The sequence below is a fragment of the Bartonella sp. AA83SXKL genome (genome assembly GCF_042196965.1).
Classification (GTDB): Bacteria; Pseudomonadota; Alphaproteobacteria; order Rhizobiales; family Rhizobiaceae; genus Bartonella.
This window is the reverse complement of sequence record NZ_JBHIRG010000002.1, coordinates 78804-94512: the sequence shown is the minus strand read 5'-3', so window position 1 is coordinate 94512 and position 15709 is coordinate 78804. Positions and strand designations below refer to the sequence as shown.

The following is a 15709-nucleotide window of genomic DNA, read 5'->3' as shown; positions in this document are numbered from 1 at the left end:
AGAGAGAGTCAAACGATTTACTTCTCATATGATGATCAATCAGGTACATGATAATCTACAAACCGATTTTTATGGACATTAAAGAGTTTTCCAGTTTCCTTTAAATCAGGTGATAACAAATGGACTATCTTTTTTGCAACCTCTTGTGGTGAAGGGAGAGTTTGTGGATCTTCACCGGGCATAGCTTCAGCGCGCATGGCAGTGCGTGTGGCACCAGGGTTGACACAATTAATCTTAATAGGGGTTTGTTTGAGTTCTTCTGCCCAACAGCGGGCAATCACCTCTAAAGCCGCTTTAGAGGCTGCATAAGCTCCCCAGAAAGGGCGCGCAGCATGCGCAACGCTTGAGGATAACAGGATGGCTCGTCCAGCATCAGATTCACGTAATAAAGGCTCAACGGCTTTCATTAAGCGCCATTGGCTGAAAAGATTTATTTGAAAAACATCTTCAAATACCGTGTTTTCTATATGCGCTATTGGTGAGAGTGTTCCAAGAATTCCTGCGTTTGCAACGATAATATCAAGTTTTTTCCAGCGTTTGGCAATTGAGATAGCAAGGGTATCGATGTTTTCCATATGATGCAAGTCAAGGGGAACAAGGGTTGCATGAGCCCCTTTTTCTCGGATTTGATTATCTAATTCAGTAAGTCCACTGACTGTTCGTGCAAGAGCAATAATATGAGCGCCGCGTGCAGCAAGCTCGAGTGCTAAATAATAGCCAATCCCTCTTGATGCGCCAGTAACAAGTGCAACACGCCCATGGAGACTAAAGTCACGTTTTGTCATCATTAATCTCTTGTTTTAAGAACAAATGATTGATGAATTTTGGAGAGATTTTCTTGATCAACCAGATTCGTAGGATAATATCCAGTAAAATAATGGTCAGTAAATTGTGGGTCGGCGTTATTCCGTTTTTCCCCTGCTACAGCAAGATATAATCCATCCGTTGAAAGAAATTCTAATGAATCCGCTCCAATAAAATCACACATAGATTTTAAATCTGGATATTGATTTGCTAAAAGGTTTTCAGCTTTAGGTGTATCAATACCATAAAAGTCAGGATAAAAAATCATAGGGCTAGAAATGCGCATATGAACTTCTTTTGCTCCTGCATCGCGAAGCATTCGTACAATTTTAAGGGATGTTGTTCCACGTACAATAGAGTCATCAACCAGAATAACACGTTTTCCTTCAATCACAGGACGGTTTGCCGAATGTTTTAACTTGACGCCAAAAGCGCGAATTTGTTGTGTTGGTTCGATAAAAGTGCGGCCAACATAGTGATTACGAATAATACCAAGCTCGAAGGGAATTCCAATTTTTTGTGCATAGCCAATTGCAGCAGGCGTTCCTCCATCAGGAACAGGAACCACAACATCACCCTCACAAGGGGCTTCCTGTGCTAAACGGCTTCCCATATTTTTGCGTATTGTATAAACACTACGCCCTCCAACGATTGAGTCTGGGCGGGCAAAATAAACATATTCAAACAAGCAAAGTTTTTCTGGTTTTGTATTTTCTGGTTTTATAATTTTTTTCGTAATTTCCCCATTTTTTTGTATTTCACATATGATGATTTCTCCATTTTTAACATCACGGACATATTTTGCTCCAATAATATCAAGAGCACAAGTTTCAGAACAAAAGATAGGCTTACCATCAAGTTCCCCCATCACGAGAGGTCTAATTCCTGTTGGATCGCGTGCCGCAATAAGTTTTGTACGTGTGAGCGCTAACATAGCATACCCACCTTCTACTTGCCGAATCGCATCAACAAAACGATCAGAGGACGATTCATAACGTGAGCGGGCAATAAGATGGAGAAAAACTTCTGAATCCGACGTTGATTGACAGATAGCACCAGAAGCGATGAGTTCACGGCGTAATGTGAGACCATTGGTAAGATTACCATTATGCGCAATAGCAATACCTCCAACTTTCAATTCAGCAAAAAGGGGTTGAACATTGCGTAATGCCACTTCTCCAGTTGTTGAATAACGGGTATGTCCAATAGCACGATTTCCTGGTAAGCGTGCAAGTGTTGCAGGGTTTGTATAGTGATCTCCAACAAGACCTAAATGCTTTTCTTGATGAAATATTTTATTATGGTAAGAAACAATCCCAGCTGCTTCTTGCCCACGATGCTGAAGTGCGTGGAGTCCAAGAGCTGTTAATGTTGCGGCATCTTCATGCCCAAGAATACCAAAAACTCCACATTCTTCATGAAGGGTATCATCATCTAATGAAAATTCTTGACAGAAAACATCGCTTTTTATCATCATATTCTTTCAGTTGTGATATGGAGGAATCATTAATATCACATTTTACATCATTTAGTTCTCTTTCCTCATGAAAAACTATTCTCTATTTTTTGAAAATTATCTTTTCATGAGAGTGTTGCTCATACGTATGTTTATTGCTGTCTTTAAACAAATTTTCCGTCTTTTCGAGAACAGATCCAATATCTTTTGGGAGTATTTCCCAAACTTTTTGTCCCAATGAATCTAAAATAGGCCTTGTTTTTGCATTTTTTAACCAATTCGCTTGAAGCTCGGGTTTAATCAGTGCATTAAGCAGTAACATACCGATGACCATGATAAGTAAACCACGAAGTGCTCCAAAAATAAAACCAATAGTACGGTCAAGGATACCAATTCGACTATCGATAATAAAATCAGAGATCTTCATTGTAATAATTGAAGTAATAATGAGAACAATAATAAAAATTGTGACCAATGTTGTGATCAATGCAATCATTTTATTAGAGAGATATTGTTCAAAGAAAGGTAAGACAGGTTTGAATAAAAACAGTGTCGTAACAGCTGCAACTGCCCAAGAAATCAACGATAACACTTCACGTGAAAATCCTCGAAGCATAGCAAGAAAAGCGGACAACAGGATGATTACTACGACAATTCCATCAAGGATTGTTATGATCATTTGTTTGTTCCTTATACATAAAGTTGTGTTCTTTTAAGTCTGTGTACAAATATATTTTTTGTTATGCCATTTTTTGTTCTTATAGCAAGGATCTTTTGTATTTTATAGAGTTTTTTCTATATTATCATATCTGTGGTGCAGATCATTTTTTACTTACGGTAAGAGTAGCAACGAGTTCGGGAAGGTCGGAGAAAGTTTTTTGTTGAAAGTTGAGCGACTTCATCATTTCGGTTGTTGTTGTGGGGTGAAAGGCTCCTTGAAAGCCGAGTTTTTTTGCTTCATTGATGCGCTGTGCTGAATGTGCAACAGCGCGGGTAGCTCCTGAAAGACTAACTTCACCAAAATATACATAATCCGTTGGCAATGCGATATTGGCAAGAGAAGATACCAAAGCAGCGGCTACAGCTAAATCAGCAGCGGGTTCTGATATGCGATATCCACCTGCTACGTTCAGATAGACATCATGCTGTCCAAAACGAATGCCACAATGGGCTTCTAAAACGGCAAGAATCATAGAAAGGCGATTTCCATCCCATCCGACAACCGCACGTCTTGGTGTCCCAAGGGAAGAAGGAGCAACAAGCGCTTGAATTTCTACGAGTATCGGGCGAGTCCCTTCCATTCCTGCAAAAACAGCAGCGCCTGGTGCTTTTTCATTACGTTCCCCTAAAAATAATTCAGATGGATTTATCACTTCGCGTAATCCTTTATCAGACATTTCAAAGACACCAATTTCATCTGTTGGTCCGAAGCGATTTTTTACAGTTCTAAGAATGCGATAATGATGTCCTCCTTCACCCTCAAAATAGAGAACGCCATCAACCATATGTTCAACGACTCGAGGACCAGCAATTTGTCCATCTTTTGTAACATGCCCAACAAGAACAACGGCGGCTCCTGTTTTCTTGGCAAAGCGGATCATTGCCTGAGCACCGATACGTACTTGTGTGACAGTGCCAGGTGCTGAATCTGCTGTATCTGACCATAGGGTTTGAATCGAATCGATAATCACCATATCAAGGTTTTTATGTTCGCTTAAGGTTGCCAGAATATCTTCAACATTGGTTTCAGCAGCAAGTTTCACTTCTGTATTGTTAACTTCAAGCCTTTGTGCGCGCAGACAAATTTGCGCAATAGCCTCTTCACCTGAAACATAGATGACATTATATCCTTTACGTGATAAAGCAGCGGCTGTTTGTGTCAGCAATGTTGATTTACCAATACCCGGATCACCTCCAACAAGGAGTGCTGATCCACGGACAAAGCCCCCACCGGTAACACGATCAAGTTCAGCAATACCAGAATGAATACGTGGAGCATCTTCGATATTTCCAGAAAGAGATGTGAGTGTGACAATGCGTCCTTTACGAGCATTCTGCTTAGGACCACTTCCTATGCCGCTATTTATAGTTTCTTCGATAAGGGAATTCCATTCCCCACAAGCGCTACATTTTCCTGCCCAACGAGAATGGATGGTTCCGCAATTTTGACAGATAAATTGAATACGGTTGCGTGCCATTTTGATTTAACCAATTTGCTCTGGAAGATAATTACTATCGGCCAGATCACTAAAGCGTGTGAAGTCAGATTGAAAGGCAAGGGGAACGATTCCTGTCGGCCCATGGCGCTGTTTTGCAATAATAACATCAGCTTTTCCAAAAGCTTTGTCCATTATTTCTAGCCATTTTTGATGTTCCAAAGTGTTTAGTTTTGGTTCTTCATTTTTGAGATAATATTCTTCGCGATAGACAAACAGAACGATGTCGGCATCTTGCTCAATTGAACCAGATTCACGTAAATCTGAGAGCTGTGGACGTTTATCTGTTCTATTTTCTACTTGACGTGAAAGTTGAGAGAGAGCGATAATAGGAATATTCAATTCTTTCGCTAATGCTTTTAATCCTGTGGTAATTTCTGTGATCTCTTGAACACGATTTTCTGATGAACGCTTTGAACTGCTTGTCATGAGTTGGATATAGTCAATAAACAAGATATCTAAACCATGTTGCCGCTTGAGACGCCGCGCACGAGCAGCTAATTGCGTAATTGATATTCCACCAGTTTGATCAATATAAAGGGGTGCCTTTTGTAGTTGGTTCACCGCACGAATAATTTTTGAAAATTGTTCATCTGAAATATTACCACGCCGAATATCAGAAGAAGAGACTTCTGTTTGTTCAGAAATAATACGGGTTGCAAGCTGTTCGGATGACATCTCAAGTGAGAAGAATCCTACAATGCCGCCTTCATTTTCTTGGATATTGGCATTACGATTATAAGCATTAGCAATATTAAAGGCAATATTGGTAGCCAGTGAAGTTTTACCCATACCAGGGCGGCCCGCAAGGATAATTAAGTCAGATGCTTGTAATCCTCCCATTTTTTCATCAAGTGTTTTAATATGGGTGGCTATCCCTGATAATTGTGAAGAGCGCTTTTTCGCAGCACTTGCCATATCGATAGCTTTTTTAATAGCCTCATTAAAATTTTCAAATCCACCTCCATATTTCCCTTTTTCTGCTAGCTCAAATAACTGATTTTCAACAGTTTCAATTTGTTGGGTAGGCGTGAGTTCTACAGGAGCATCAAAGGCTGTATTGACAACTTGAGTTCCAAGGTTAATCAAAGATCGTCGGATAAAAAGATCGTAAATGACGCGTCCATAATCTTCAGCGTTAATAATAGTGACTGCCTCTGTGGCTAAGCGAACAACATATTGGTATACAGTAATATCTCCAATTTTTTCTTCCATTTGGATATAGGGCTTGATTGTAACTGGATCTACACGTTTTCCTGTTTTAATAAGATGAGATAAAACATGATAAATTTTTTGATGCAATGGTTCAAAAAAATGTTCTGGTTTTAGAAAATCTGAAACGCGGTCAAGAGAATCATTGTTTATAAAGATGGCACCAAGCAATGCCTGTTCAGCTTCAATATTATGCGGAAGTTGCCGAAAAGAAGGAGAATCCTCTTTCTTTGAAGAGCTGACATTAACAACGTTAGTTTCTTCCATAATATTTTTCCACTAAAATTCTAAGTCTAGCTACTTTAGGCGATAAATTGAAAATCGTATAATTAAAAGAATAGAGCGACAAATCTTCATTTTAAGTTAAAATTATATAATTTTTTGAAACTCTCTTTTCGTTCCTCATTTATCATTTGTGTATTATTTATATAACGTCTATCTATTTTATTTTATAATATGTGATTTTAAAGTGGAAGTTTTGCTACTCTAAATTTAAGTATTTTTAAGTTACTTAACCTTAAAATTCCAATATCTGTGTAAGTAGAATTATTTTTTTATAACTGAAATTATTTCAGATCATGTGAGGATATAATCAACTTAACGCTCATACAAACTTTAGCCTTAAGGGTAGAACTTTAAATTATTTTTGCTTTATATGCTGGAAAACAAAAGACATTTCCTCTTAGTGATATTATCATTCTCGGCATGTAATGCCTTTAAATAGTATATTTCTAATTCTTTCATAAAAATTAGGTTCTTTATGTACGATAGCCATAAAATACTCACTTTTAAAGTGTGAGTATTTTATGAGCGATATTTATAATGGAATAAAAAATATAAAACAGAAAGAAAAAATAGCAATTAAGCTTCTTGATGAGAACTGTTTATATCGTTGTCATTAATTTCTTCTGCCAATAATTCTTCCTGACTTTCTTCTAATAATTCTTCTGGAATATTATATATTTCTTTAGCCGAAGTGAGAGTTTCACCTTCTGCTTGGCGTTGTGCTTCACTGGTAGAACGCGCAACGTTAATAATCACAGAAATTTGAACCTCTGGATGTAAACTAAGAGTGATAGTGTGAAGACCGATCATTTTTATTGGATGATTAAGTTCGATTTGATTTCTTCCAATAGAAAAGCCTTCATCTGTTATGATTTCAGCAATATCACGTGTTGACACAGAACCATAAAGTTGTCCCGTTTCACCAGCAGAACGAACAACAATGAATGATTGTCCATCAAGTTTTTCAGCAATTTTTTGCGCTTCGCTTTTGCGTTCAAGATTACGTGCTTCAAGTTGTGCACGTTGTACCTCAAAATGTTTTTTATTAGCTTCATTTGCCCGTAAAGCTTTACCTTGAGGCAAGAGAAAATTACGCGCATAACCATCTTTAACTGAGACAATATCACCCATCTGACCAAGACGAGGAATGCGCTCAAGTAAAATAATATCCATAGTTTTTCCTTTCGAACAAATAAATTTAGTGGAGTTTTTTGCGTGATTGAAAATTGTATTGAATAGCAGCCCAAATTCCCATCAAAAGTACCATGAAAACAATAGGTGGAGCAAAAACGACTGTAAAAATAGCAATATAAACAAGAGAAAGTATAATAATTCGACCGTTTACCCCTTTTGTAATATTGTGAAGATATGCTAGACCGCTAATTAATATGATGACAATGTATGCAGTACTAAAGACAAGGGTACTCAAGTTAAGAGAAGCGCTCAGCTCAACCATCGATGTTATGCAAACAATAATGAAAATAATAATTCCAGAAATTGGAAGGCGGAGAGTTTGGCTCCAATCATCACGGGGTCTTTTCAGCCATTTCATATGTTGTGCTGCTATAATGGAAAAGTAAAGGTTACCAATGAGAAAAACCAAACTATAAATAGTCAAAGAAAAAGCAGTAAAAGTTGCTGTATGCGTCATTAAAAGCTCACTAAAAGCGCGTATATAGGCTTCTTTTATTGACTGTGTTTGTTGCAGAGTTTGTGCTATGTTTTCGGTGATTTTTTTTGCAACGATGGGTGTGGAAGGACGTGTTTGAACATAGAGCCCAATGAAAGTTGCTATAAGAGCGATAAAATTAGTTAAATGAAAAATAACCGATGATAATGGATACCATATCAGTTCATTTTCTTTTTGCGCTGGTCGTGCAAGCCCAAGAAGCCAAGAAGCATAGACAGCAGGAAGGAAAAATAAGAACATAAAGCCAAGAGCAATATAGGTATTAGTGGTTATGATAAGAACAACAGTAGCACTTATGAGGGCGATGAGACTGGCTAATGTTCCTTGACCGAACGCAACAATAAAAATTGGTAATGAAAGAAAGCAGCCAAGAAGAAGAGAAAAAAAGGGCACGATATTTGCAACACTGATGATTGCCAGTCCTATCACAACAGCAAATAATCCTGCTAAAATACCGGTTAATATCTCATAAGTACGATTTTTTTTCATTTATTGCTGTCCTGCTTTCTGCAGTTAGAGGCGTGTCAATACCCCAACTTTGACATTTAATAGCTTAACATAGGATACAACAAGCTATTTTTTAACCATATAAGAAAAGCAACTGGAGAAACTCTCCAGTTGCATAGCATATTGATCGCTTACTTTATAACGTACGGAAGTAAGCCTAAAAAGCGAGCACGTTTGATAGCATTAGCTAATTCACGCTGTTTTTTCTGACTAACAGCAGTAATCCGTGAAGGAACAATTTTCCCACGTTCGGAAATATAACGTTGTAACAACTTGATGTCTTTATAATCAATTTTGGGAGCATTGGTCCCTGAAAAAGGACATGTTTTTCGACGACGATGAAAGGGGCGACGTGCAGAGTTTTGATTAGTATCAGTCATCATTCTACCCCTTCTATAGTATTTTCACGTTGACGACGTGGAAAACGAGGACGCTCTTCATCATGTCCAATGTGACTATTGCGATCAAGGTGTGAGAGCATAGCAGATTTTTCTTTTTCGTGTTTTTCTACGCGAATGGTCATATAACGCAAAATATCTTCATTGATGCGCATCTGACGCTCCACTTCAGCAATTGCTGAAGCTGGTGCATCAATATTGACTAAGACATAATAAGCTTTACGGTTTTTACGAATACGGTAAGCAAGAGGACGAAGTCCCCAATTTTCTATACGCCCAACTTTTCCACCATGCGCTTCAATGACACCTTTGTAGAGACTCAAAAGTTCATCAACTTGCTGCGGAGCAATGTCTTGTCGGGCAAGGAACATATGTTCATAAAGAGCCATTGTTTTGCCTTTCTTCAATTAAATTTCACCGGTTTTAGCGCAAAGCCTCTGCGACTTGTCTTTTTTGGAAATCCAAAGAAGAAAGGACGCGTTTACAATTCGAGACATCTCAGAGCGGAGACACGGGAGGCCGGAAACATTGTATTTCCTACTGATATTTTACAGCCCTCCGTTCAACCTCCAGCTAAAGTGCCGGCAACGAATATTTCATATCTACAGGTTATCTTTTAAAATAGCAAGTTTATGCACATAAAAAATTGATTTGTTAAATCTTGATATATTTCCTTCTTCTACAAAAAGATAATACTGTAATATAAAGGCAAAGGAGGGAAAAATGGACTTTTTAAACCAGATTGATGTTACACTCTTTGAAATGTTTGTCGGCAATCATCAAGCTTGGTCGATTATAGTTTTGTTTAGTATTTTTTGTGCAAAGTTTTTAATTTATATTATTCCTCTCCATCTTTGTGCGTTGTGGTTTTGTAGTGGGGAGAGGGAACGGTGTGTTGTGCTAAGCATTTGCATGAGTATTTGTGCATCTCTTTTCATAGGTTATCTCATTTCTCTTTTTTATTTTCATCCTCGCCCATTCGTGGTAGGGCTGACGACACCGTTTATTCAACATCGTGCAACAGCTTCTTTTCCTAGTAATCATGCCTTGACCATTGCATCTTATGCAGCTAACTTTTATTTTTACCGATACAAAGTTACTTTTAAATTTGCCACCGTATTTTTGTGTTTGATCTGTTGGGCGCGCATCTTTGTGGGTGTACATTATCCCTTTGATATTTTAGCAGGTGCACTTTTAGGAAGTCTCATAAGTTTGGGTGTTATTCAGTTTATAGCACCCTATTTTCCTAAGTTTTTATATCAAATTCCGCCCTTAAAATATAATTTTAAGTGTGGTATTCGTTTTAAATAAAGGGCTTTATATTGATTTGTGCGGATGAATAAGGTCAAAAGAAAATAATTTAATTGTACAGTTTTAGGAGTTGATAAATGGGTGCAGCTTTTATTTTTCCAGGGCAGGGGAGTCAACTTGTTGGTATGGGGAAAGCGCTTGCAGAGCAATTTATTGTCGCAAGGATGGTTTTCGAGGAAGTTGATGATGCTTTGGGTGAGAAATTATCAAAGATCATTTTTGAAGGACCAGCAGATGTTTTAACGTTAACAGCAAATGCACAACCGGCATTAATGGCTGTATCTATGGCTGTCATTCGTGTGATGAAACAATTAGGGCTTCGTATAGAAGAAAAGGTAAGGTTTGTTGCTGGTCATTCTTTAGGCGAATATTCGGCTCTTTGTGCTGCTGGTACATTTACTCTCACAGATACAGCAAGACTTTTGCGTATTCGTGGCAATGCTATGCAGGCTGCTGTCGCGGTTGGTGAAGGTTCTATGGCTGCATTAATTGGTTTAGAAGAGCACATTGTGGAAGAAATTTGTGAAACTGTTTCTGGAGAAGGACTATGTCAGATTGCTAATGATAATGGTGGTGGGCAAATTGTTATTTCCGGTAAAGCAAAAGCAGTTGAGGCAGCGGTAGAGATTGCATCAACAAAAGGTGCAAAACGTGCACTTCTTCTTCCTGTTTCTGCACCTTTTCATTCATCTTTAATGCAACCTGCTGCTGATGCCATGAAGAAAGCACTTTTGACTGTTAACAAAATGTCCCCTATTGTTCCTTTGATTGCCAATGTTTCTGTTGCACCTGAGAGCAATCCAGAGCGTATTACTACTCTTCTTGTCCAACAAGTGACTGGGAGGGTGCGATGGCGTGAAACAATAGAATGGATCGCTGCTAATGGAGTTGATACGCTTTTTGAAGTTGGTTCTGGAAAAGTTTTAACAGGTTTAACGCGTCGTATTAACAAAGATATAAAGGGGGTAACCATTGGAACAGTTGATGAAATAGAATCAGCGCTAGGTATGCTTGGCGTTTAATCTATAAGGAGTTAAAAGATGTTTAGATTAACAGGACGTAAAGCTCTTGTAACGGGGGCTTCGGGAGGAATTGGTGAGGCAATTGCACGCTGCTTTCATGCACAAGGAGCCATTGTTGGACTTCATGGAACACGTGAAGAAAAGCTCAGAGAAGTGGCGGCAGAATTAGGGCAGAATGTTTTTGTATTTCCCGCTAATCTTTCTGAACGCCAATCGATTAAACAATTGGCTGAAGTTGCAGAGAGAAAAATGGATGGCGTCGATATTTTGGTTAACAATGCAGGAATCACTAGGGATGGTCTTTTTGTGCGTATGCAAGATAAAGACTGGGATGATGTTTTAGAAGTTAACCTAACAGCTGCTTCTCTTTTGACGCGTGAATTAATACATTCTATGATGCGCCGCCGTTATGGAAGAATTATTAACATTACATCTGTTGTTGGTGTAGTGGGAAATCCTGGACAAACGAATTATTGTGCTGCAAAAGCAGGCTTGATAGGTTTTTCTAAAGCATTGGCACAAGAAATTGCTTCGCGAAATATCACTGTCAATTGTATTGCTCCAGGATTTATTAAATCTGCAATGACAGACAAGCTTAATGAAAAGCAAAAAGAAGCCATTATGGCTGCAATTCCAATGAAGCGTATGGGAAGTGGGCAAGAAATAGCTACTGCTGCTGTTTATTTAGCAAGCGATGAAGCAGCCTATACGACAGGTCAAACACTCCATATCAATGGTGGAATGGCAATGATATGAGTATTTATTTTATTCCACATTGATTTATGAGTTGTATTATTTTAGATAGTAACGATTGAAATGGATAGATGCATCTATTTCTTTAATATGGTCGTTAATCAATTGATGTCGGAATGTCAGATTGGTTCATTTTGTAGGGGATATCCACAGGATGTTTTAAATCATTACTAAAATCTTTTAAAGTAATGCATCTATTGCTTGATTAGATGAACCGATATAGTTAACCAAATTATAGGAAATATAAATTCGAGGATTTCAACATGAGTGATACAGTAGAGCGCGTTAAAAAAATTATCGTGGAACATCTTGGGGTTAATGCTGATAAAGTTGTAGAAAATGCAAGCTTTATCGATGATCTAGGGGCTGATAGCCTTGATACGGTTGAACTCGTTATGGCTTTTGAAGAAGAGTTTGGGGTAGAAATTCCAGATGAAGCTGCTGAAACGATTTTTACAGTTGGCGATGCAGTCAAGTTCATTGATAAAGCTTCTGCGTGATTACTAAAGGGCAAAGGCATAAATTGCTTTTGCCTATATTCTTCGGAGCTCTTTTGAAAAGAGAGCTTTGAGAGGTGAAGTTTAGTTCAAGGTTAGAAGTTATGAGACGTGTTGTTGTTACTGGTTTAGGATTGGTATCTCCATTAGCTGGTAATATTGAATGTAGTTGGAAACGACTTCTTGAAGGAAGAAGTGGTGTCCGACGTATCACTGAGTTTGATGTGTCAGATTTGCCATGCCAGATTGCTGCGCGTATCCCCTTAGGGGATGGAACAGAGGGGACCTATAATGCTGATTTGTATATGGAACCTAAGGAGCAACGTAAAGTTGATGCATTTATTGTTTATGCAATGGCTGCTGCTAACCAAGCGCTTGCAGATGCCGAATGGTTTCCTAAGAGTGATGAAGATCAGATTTGTACAGGTGTGTTAATTGGTTCGGGAATTGGGGGAGTTGAAGGTATTGTTGAAGCTGGTTATACGCTTCGTGATAAGGGCCCACGTCGTGTTTCTCCCTTTTTTATTCCAGGTCGTTTGATTAATCTTGCTTCTGGTTATGTGTCTATTCAATATGGTTTACGGGGGCCTAATCATTCTGTTGTAACAGCTTGTTCAACAGGGGCGCATGCGATTGGTGATGCGGCACGTTTGATTATGTTTGGTGATGCAGATGTCATGGTGGCAGGGGGGACTGAATCTCCGATAAATCGGATATCTCTTGCAGGTTTTGCAGCTTGTAGAGCTCTTTCTACTTGTCGCAATGATGATCCTGAACGGGCGTCACGTCCTTATGATACTGATCGTGATGGTTTTGTGATGGGGGAAGGAGCAGCTGTTGTTGTTTTAGAAGAGCTGGAACATGCCAAAAAACGAGGAGCACGTATTTATGCTGAGGTTATTGGCTATGGTTTATCTGGTGACGCTTACCACATTACAGCACCTTCAGAAAGTGGTGAAGGGGCTCAGCGTAGTATGATAGCTGCTCTTAAGCGTGCACAAGTGAATGTGAGTGAACTTGATTATATTAATGCTCATGGTACATCTACGATGGCTGATTCCATAGAGCTAGCGGCTGTTGAGCGTGTTTTAGGGAGTTATGCACCACAAGTTTCTATGTCATCAACGAAATCATCTATCGGGCATTTACTTGGTGCAGCCGGTGCTGCTGAGGCTATTTTTTCTATTTTAGCTATACGGGATAATATAGCCCCAGCGACACTTAATCTTGACAATCCATCGATTGAAACAAAAATCGATCTTGTACCACACAAACCGCGTGAACGAAAGATTGATACAATTCTTTCTAATTCTTTTGGATTTGGTGGGACAAATGCATCGTTGGTGATGCGACGTTTTAGGGGATAATAAGTATTTTTATTTAATTTCTGCTTTTGAGTTTTCTACTTTATTATAAGGTGAATGAGAAATTATAATATTATCCTTAATCGCTATTGAGGGGTTATGTCCGATGTGAAAAATGGAAAATCATTAAAGGACGTAAGTGATTCCTCTTCGAATCATTTAGCAGATAGTTATGACATGTTAATACATAAAAAACGAAAGAAATCATCTATCGTCCGTAATCCGTTGGTCATTCTCGGTCATTTTTTTCTTATGCTGATTGTGATTATTCTTTTTGCCATAAGTATTCCTCTTTATATTGGAAAAAGTATTTTTGAAGAAAAGGGAAAAATTGAGGAAGAACAAATTGTTCTTATCCATCCTGGTACCGGAATTCGTGAAATTGCTTCATTGCTAGAAAAACGTGGTTTCATTCGATCATCAGATATTTTTGTTTATGGGGTTGGTTATCACCAAAAAACAACGCATCTGAAGGCTGGTGAATATTTAATTCCAGCTCATGCTTCGATGCAGGATATTATGGATATTCTTGTGAAAGGAAAATCTATAGAATATACATTTACAGTACCTGAAGGTTTAACGGTTCAGCAAGTTTTCGATCGATTAGCTGCGAATGAAATTTTGATTGGAGACCTTCCAAAAATTTTGCCTCCAGAAGGCTGTTTAATGACGGATACAGTTCATTTTATTCGGGGGACAACGCGTAAAGAGATTGTAAATAGATTGCGTGAAGGACAGACAAAATTAATTCATGATATATGGGCTACGCGTTCACCTGATTTACCTATTAAATCAATTGATGAATTTGTTATATTAGCCTCAATTGTTGAGAAAGAAACGGGAATTGCAGCAGAAAGACCAATGGTTGCTGCGGTATTTTATAACCGCCTTACAAAGCATATGCGTCTTCAATCGGATCCAACAGTGATTTATGGTCTCTTCGGAGGAAAAGGAAAACCATCCGGTCGTGCGATTTATCGTTCAGATCTTGAGAAGGAAACACCATATAATACTTATAAAATTAATGGTTTGCCCCCAACGGCTATTGCAAATCCAGGTCGAGATTCTTTGAAAGCGGTGGCACATCCACCAAGCAGTGATGCACTTTATTTTGTTGCTGATGGTTCAGGAGGGCATGTTTTTTCTCGAACTTTAGAAGAACATAATATGAATGTTCGCAAGTGGCGAGAATTAAAGGCAAGACATTGAATTTATAGTGATAACACATCTTTTTGCATCGTAAATGAAAATCTCAAATATAGTAAAATTTTTCTATTTAAACTTTTTATGAGAATGATAAAAAATTATTTTCTTGTCTGTCACAAGTGGGAAGTGGGATTAGCGTATGGATAAAAATATTTAAGAAAGAAGTGAATATACTGCTAATACCTTATCTCAAAAAAGAGCAGAATAACATTGAGAATTTCTAAGAAAACACATTGATTAGGGGATAGGTTGAGATAATGTATAATTCAAATTTTGGAGAAACATTTATGAACAAAGTAGAGTGATGTAATGACAGTCTTTGAAAGTAAATTGAGTACTATAAAAATGAATAAACGCCGCGGTTTTTTATTTATTCTCTCTTCGCCTTCAGGTGCTGGAAAATCAACAATTTCTCGATTACTTCTAAAAGAGGGACAATTAGAGCTTTCCGTAAGTATGACCACAAGGAAAAGGCGTCCTAGTGAAGTAGATGGGCTGCATTATAACTTTATTTCAAAGGAAGAGTTTGAATATAAGCGTGATAGAAATGAATTTATTGAATGGGCAGAAGTTCACGGAAATTATTACGGCACTTTACGTGAAACTGTTGAAAACGCATTGAATGCTGGCCATGATATGTTATTTGATATTGATTATCAAGGTACCGAGCAGCTACAAAAAAAGATGCTAGGAGACACTGTATCTGTTTTTATCCTTCCACCATCAATGAAAGAGCTTGTTTCGCGTTTACATCGTCGAGCAGAAGATAGTCAAGATATCATCAATTTGCGATTAGAAAATGCACGAACGGAGTTAAAGCATTGGCGTTCTTATGATTATGTTGTGATTAACGAAGATTTAGATCAGTCTTTATCTTTTATTAAATCAATTTATTTAGCTGAAACCGTAAAACGTGAGCGTTGTTCTTATCTTGGCTCTTTTGTTGATGGGCTTATTGCTGAAAAAATCGATAAATGTTGTGATTAAA

At 38.1% G+C, this 15709-nt stretch carries 16 protein-coding genes; 7 read left to right on the top strand and 9 right to left on the bottom strand.

The window, feature by feature from the left end:
• Positions 1-35: 35 nt before the first annotated feature.
• The 9 genes from ACFINO_RS01630 to rpsF form a co-directional block, all read right to left on the bottom strand.
• Entirely contained in the window at positions 36-785 is a 750-nt protein-coding gene (locus tag ACFINO_RS01630) for an SDR family NAD(P)-dependent oxidoreductase (protein ID WP_375620812.1), read from the bottom strand.
• Between the two features lie 2 nt (positions 786-787).
• The gene (gene purF, locus ACFINO_RS01625; RefSeq protein ID WP_375654941.1) at positions 788-2281 is read right to left on the bottom strand and encodes an amidophosphoribosyltransferase; all 1494 of its coding nucleotides are present in this window, start codon (positions 2279-2281) and stop codon (positions 788-790) included.
• Positions 2282-2363: 82 nt separating this feature from the next.
• On the bottom strand, positions 2364-2939 hold the full coding sequence (locus tag ACFINO_RS01620) for a CvpA family protein (protein WP_375634135.1): 576 nt from the start codon (positions 2937-2939) through the stop codon (positions 2364-2366).
• A gap of 142 nt (positions 2940-3081) precedes the next feature.
• Complete coding sequence (radA, locus tag ACFINO_RS01615) at positions 3082-4458, bottom strand: DNA repair protein RadA (protein WP_375654940.1); 1377 nt, start codon at positions 4456-4458, stop codon at positions 3082-3084.
• Between the two features lie 6 nt (positions 4459-4464).
• A complete protein-coding gene (locus ACFINO_RS01610; RefSeq protein WP_375617652.1) occupies positions 4465-5955 on the bottom strand; it encodes a replicative DNA helicase in 1491 nt (496 codons plus the stop codon).
• A 594-nt stretch (positions 5956-6549) separates the two neighbouring features.
• Positions 6550-7146 carry a 50S ribosomal protein L9 gene (gene rplI, locus ACFINO_RS01605; RefSeq protein WP_375636273.1) on the bottom strand — a complete coding sequence of 199 codons (597 nt, stop codon included), beginning with the start codon at positions 7144-7146 and terminating at the stop codon, positions 6550-6552.
• Between the two features lie 25 nt (positions 7147-7171).
• Positions 7172-8152, bottom strand: coding sequence for a hypothetical protein (locus tag ACFINO_RS01600; protein WP_375636275.1), 981 nt, complete (start codon positions 8150-8152; stop codon positions 7172-7174).
• A gap of 149 nt (positions 8153-8301) precedes the next feature.
• A complete protein-coding gene (gene rpsR / locus ACFINO_RS01595) occupies positions 8302-8550 on the bottom strand; it encodes a 30S ribosomal protein S18 (protein ID WP_012754957.1) in 249 nt (82 codons plus the stop codon).
• Complete coding sequence (gene rpsF, locus ACFINO_RS01590) at positions 8550-8957, bottom strand: 30S ribosomal protein S6 (RefSeq protein WP_375612935.1); 408 nt, start codon at positions 8955-8957, stop codon at positions 8550-8552. Before rpsF ends, rpsR begins: the two co-directional genes overlap by 1 nt.
• Before the next feature lie 334 nt (positions 8958-9291).
• On the opposite strand from rpsF, the gene ACFINO_RS01585 reads away from it, so the two are divergent.
• From ACFINO_RS01585 to gmk, 7 genes are all read left to right on the top strand, one after another.
• Positions 9292-9879 carry an undecaprenyl-diphosphatase gene (locus ACFINO_RS01585; protein WP_375634327.1) on the top strand — a complete coding sequence of 196 codons (588 nt, stop codon included), beginning with the start codon at positions 9292-9294 and terminating at the stop codon, positions 9877-9879.
• Between the two features lie 77 nt (positions 9880-9956).
• Complete coding sequence (gene fabD, locus ACFINO_RS01580) at positions 9957-10901, top strand: ACP S-malonyltransferase (RefSeq protein WP_375612933.1); 945 nt, start codon at positions 9957-9959, stop codon at positions 10899-10901.
• Between the two features lie 18 nt (positions 10902-10919).
• Positions 10920-11657, top strand: a complete 738-nt coding sequence (gene fabG / locus ACFINO_RS01575) for a 3-oxoacyl-[acyl-carrier-protein] reductase (protein ID WP_375617657.1) — start codon at positions 10920-10922, stop codon at positions 11655-11657.
• A gap of 260 nt (positions 11658-11917) precedes the next feature.
• Positions 11918-12154 (top strand): acyl carrier protein, encoded by a 237-nt coding sequence (locus tag ACFINO_RS01570; RefSeq protein ID WP_004860281.1) that lies wholly within the window; start codon positions 11918-11920, stop codon positions 12152-12154.
• Positions 12155-12255: 101 nt separating this feature from the next.
• On the top strand, positions 12256-13518 hold the full coding sequence (gene fabF / locus ACFINO_RS01565; protein ID WP_375654938.1) for a beta-ketoacyl-ACP synthase II: 1263 nt from the start codon (positions 12256-12258) through the stop codon (positions 13516-13518).
• A gap of 96 nt (positions 13519-13614) precedes the next feature.
• Positions 13615-14724, top strand: a complete 1110-nt coding sequence (mltG, locus tag ACFINO_RS01560; RefSeq protein WP_375654936.1) for an endolytic transglycosylase MltG — start codon at positions 13615-13617, stop codon at positions 14722-14724.
• A gap of 306 nt (positions 14725-15030) precedes the next feature.
• Positions 15031-15708 (top strand): guanylate kinase, encoded by a 678-nt coding sequence (gene gmk, locus ACFINO_RS01555; protein WP_375634333.1) that lies wholly within the window; start codon positions 15031-15033, stop codon positions 15706-15708.
• Position 15709 lies beyond the last annotated feature (1 nt).

Excerpts from the sequence above, each read along its gene's own strand:
- ACFINO_RS01610 (WP_375617652.1), bottom strand. The coding sequence starts at position 5,955 with ATGGAAGAAACTAACGTTGTTAATGTCAGCTCTTCAAAGAAAGAGGAT.
- rpsR (WP_012754957.1), bottom strand. The coding sequence starts at position 8,550 with ATGACTGATACTAATCAAAACTCTGCACGTCGCCCCTTTCATCGTCGT.
- ACFINO_RS01620 (WP_375634135.1), bottom strand. The coding sequence starts at position 2,939 with ATGATCATAACAATCCTTGATGGAATTGTCGTAGTAATCATCCTGTTG.
- purF (WP_375654941.1), bottom strand. The coding sequence starts at position 2,281 with ATGATGATAAAAAGCGATGTTTTCTGTCAAGAATTTTCATTAGATGAT.
- rpsF (WP_375612935.1), bottom strand. The coding sequence starts at position 8,957 with ATGGCTCTTTATGAACATATGTTCCTTGCCCGACAAGACATTGCTCCG.
- ACFINO_RS01570 (WP_004860281.1), top strand. The coding sequence starts at position 11,918 with ATGAGTGATACAGTAGAGCGCGTTAAAAAAATTATCGTGGAACATCTT.
- rplI (WP_375636273.1), bottom strand. The coding sequence starts at position 7,146 with ATGGATATTATTTTACTTGAGCGCATTCCTCGTCTTGGTCAGATGGGT.
- fabD (WP_375612933.1), top strand. The coding sequence starts at position 9,957 with ATGGGTGCAGCTTTTATTTTTCCAGGGCAGGGGAGTCAACTTGTTGGT.
- gmk (WP_375634333.1), top strand. The coding sequence starts at position 15,031 with ATGACAGTCTTTGAAAGTAAATTGAGTACTATAAAAATGAATAAACGC.
- radA (WP_375654940.1), bottom strand. The coding sequence starts at position 4,458 with ATGGCACGCAACCGTATTCAATTTATCTGTCAAAATTGCGGAACCATC.
- ACFINO_RS01585 (WP_375634327.1), top strand. The coding sequence starts at position 9,292 with ATGGACTTTTTAAACCAGATTGATGTTACACTCTTTGAAATGTTTGTC.
- fabF (WP_375654938.1), top strand. The coding sequence starts at position 12,256 with ATGAGACGTGTTGTTGTTACTGGTTTAGGATTGGTATCTCCATTAGCT.
- fabG (WP_375617657.1), top strand. The coding sequence starts at position 10,920 with ATGTTTAGATTAACAGGACGTAAAGCTCTTGTAACGGGGGCTTCGGGA.
- ACFINO_RS01600 (WP_375636275.1), bottom strand. The coding sequence starts at position 8,152 with ATGAAAAAAAATCGTACTTATGAGATATTAACCGGTATTTTAGCAGGA.
- ACFINO_RS01630 (WP_375620812.1), bottom strand. The coding sequence starts at position 785 with ATGACAAAACGTGACTTTAGTCTCCATGGGCGTGTTGCACTTGTTACT.
- mltG (WP_375654936.1), top strand. The coding sequence starts at position 13,615 with ATGTCCGATGTGAAAAATGGAAAATCATTAAAGGACGTAAGTGATTCC.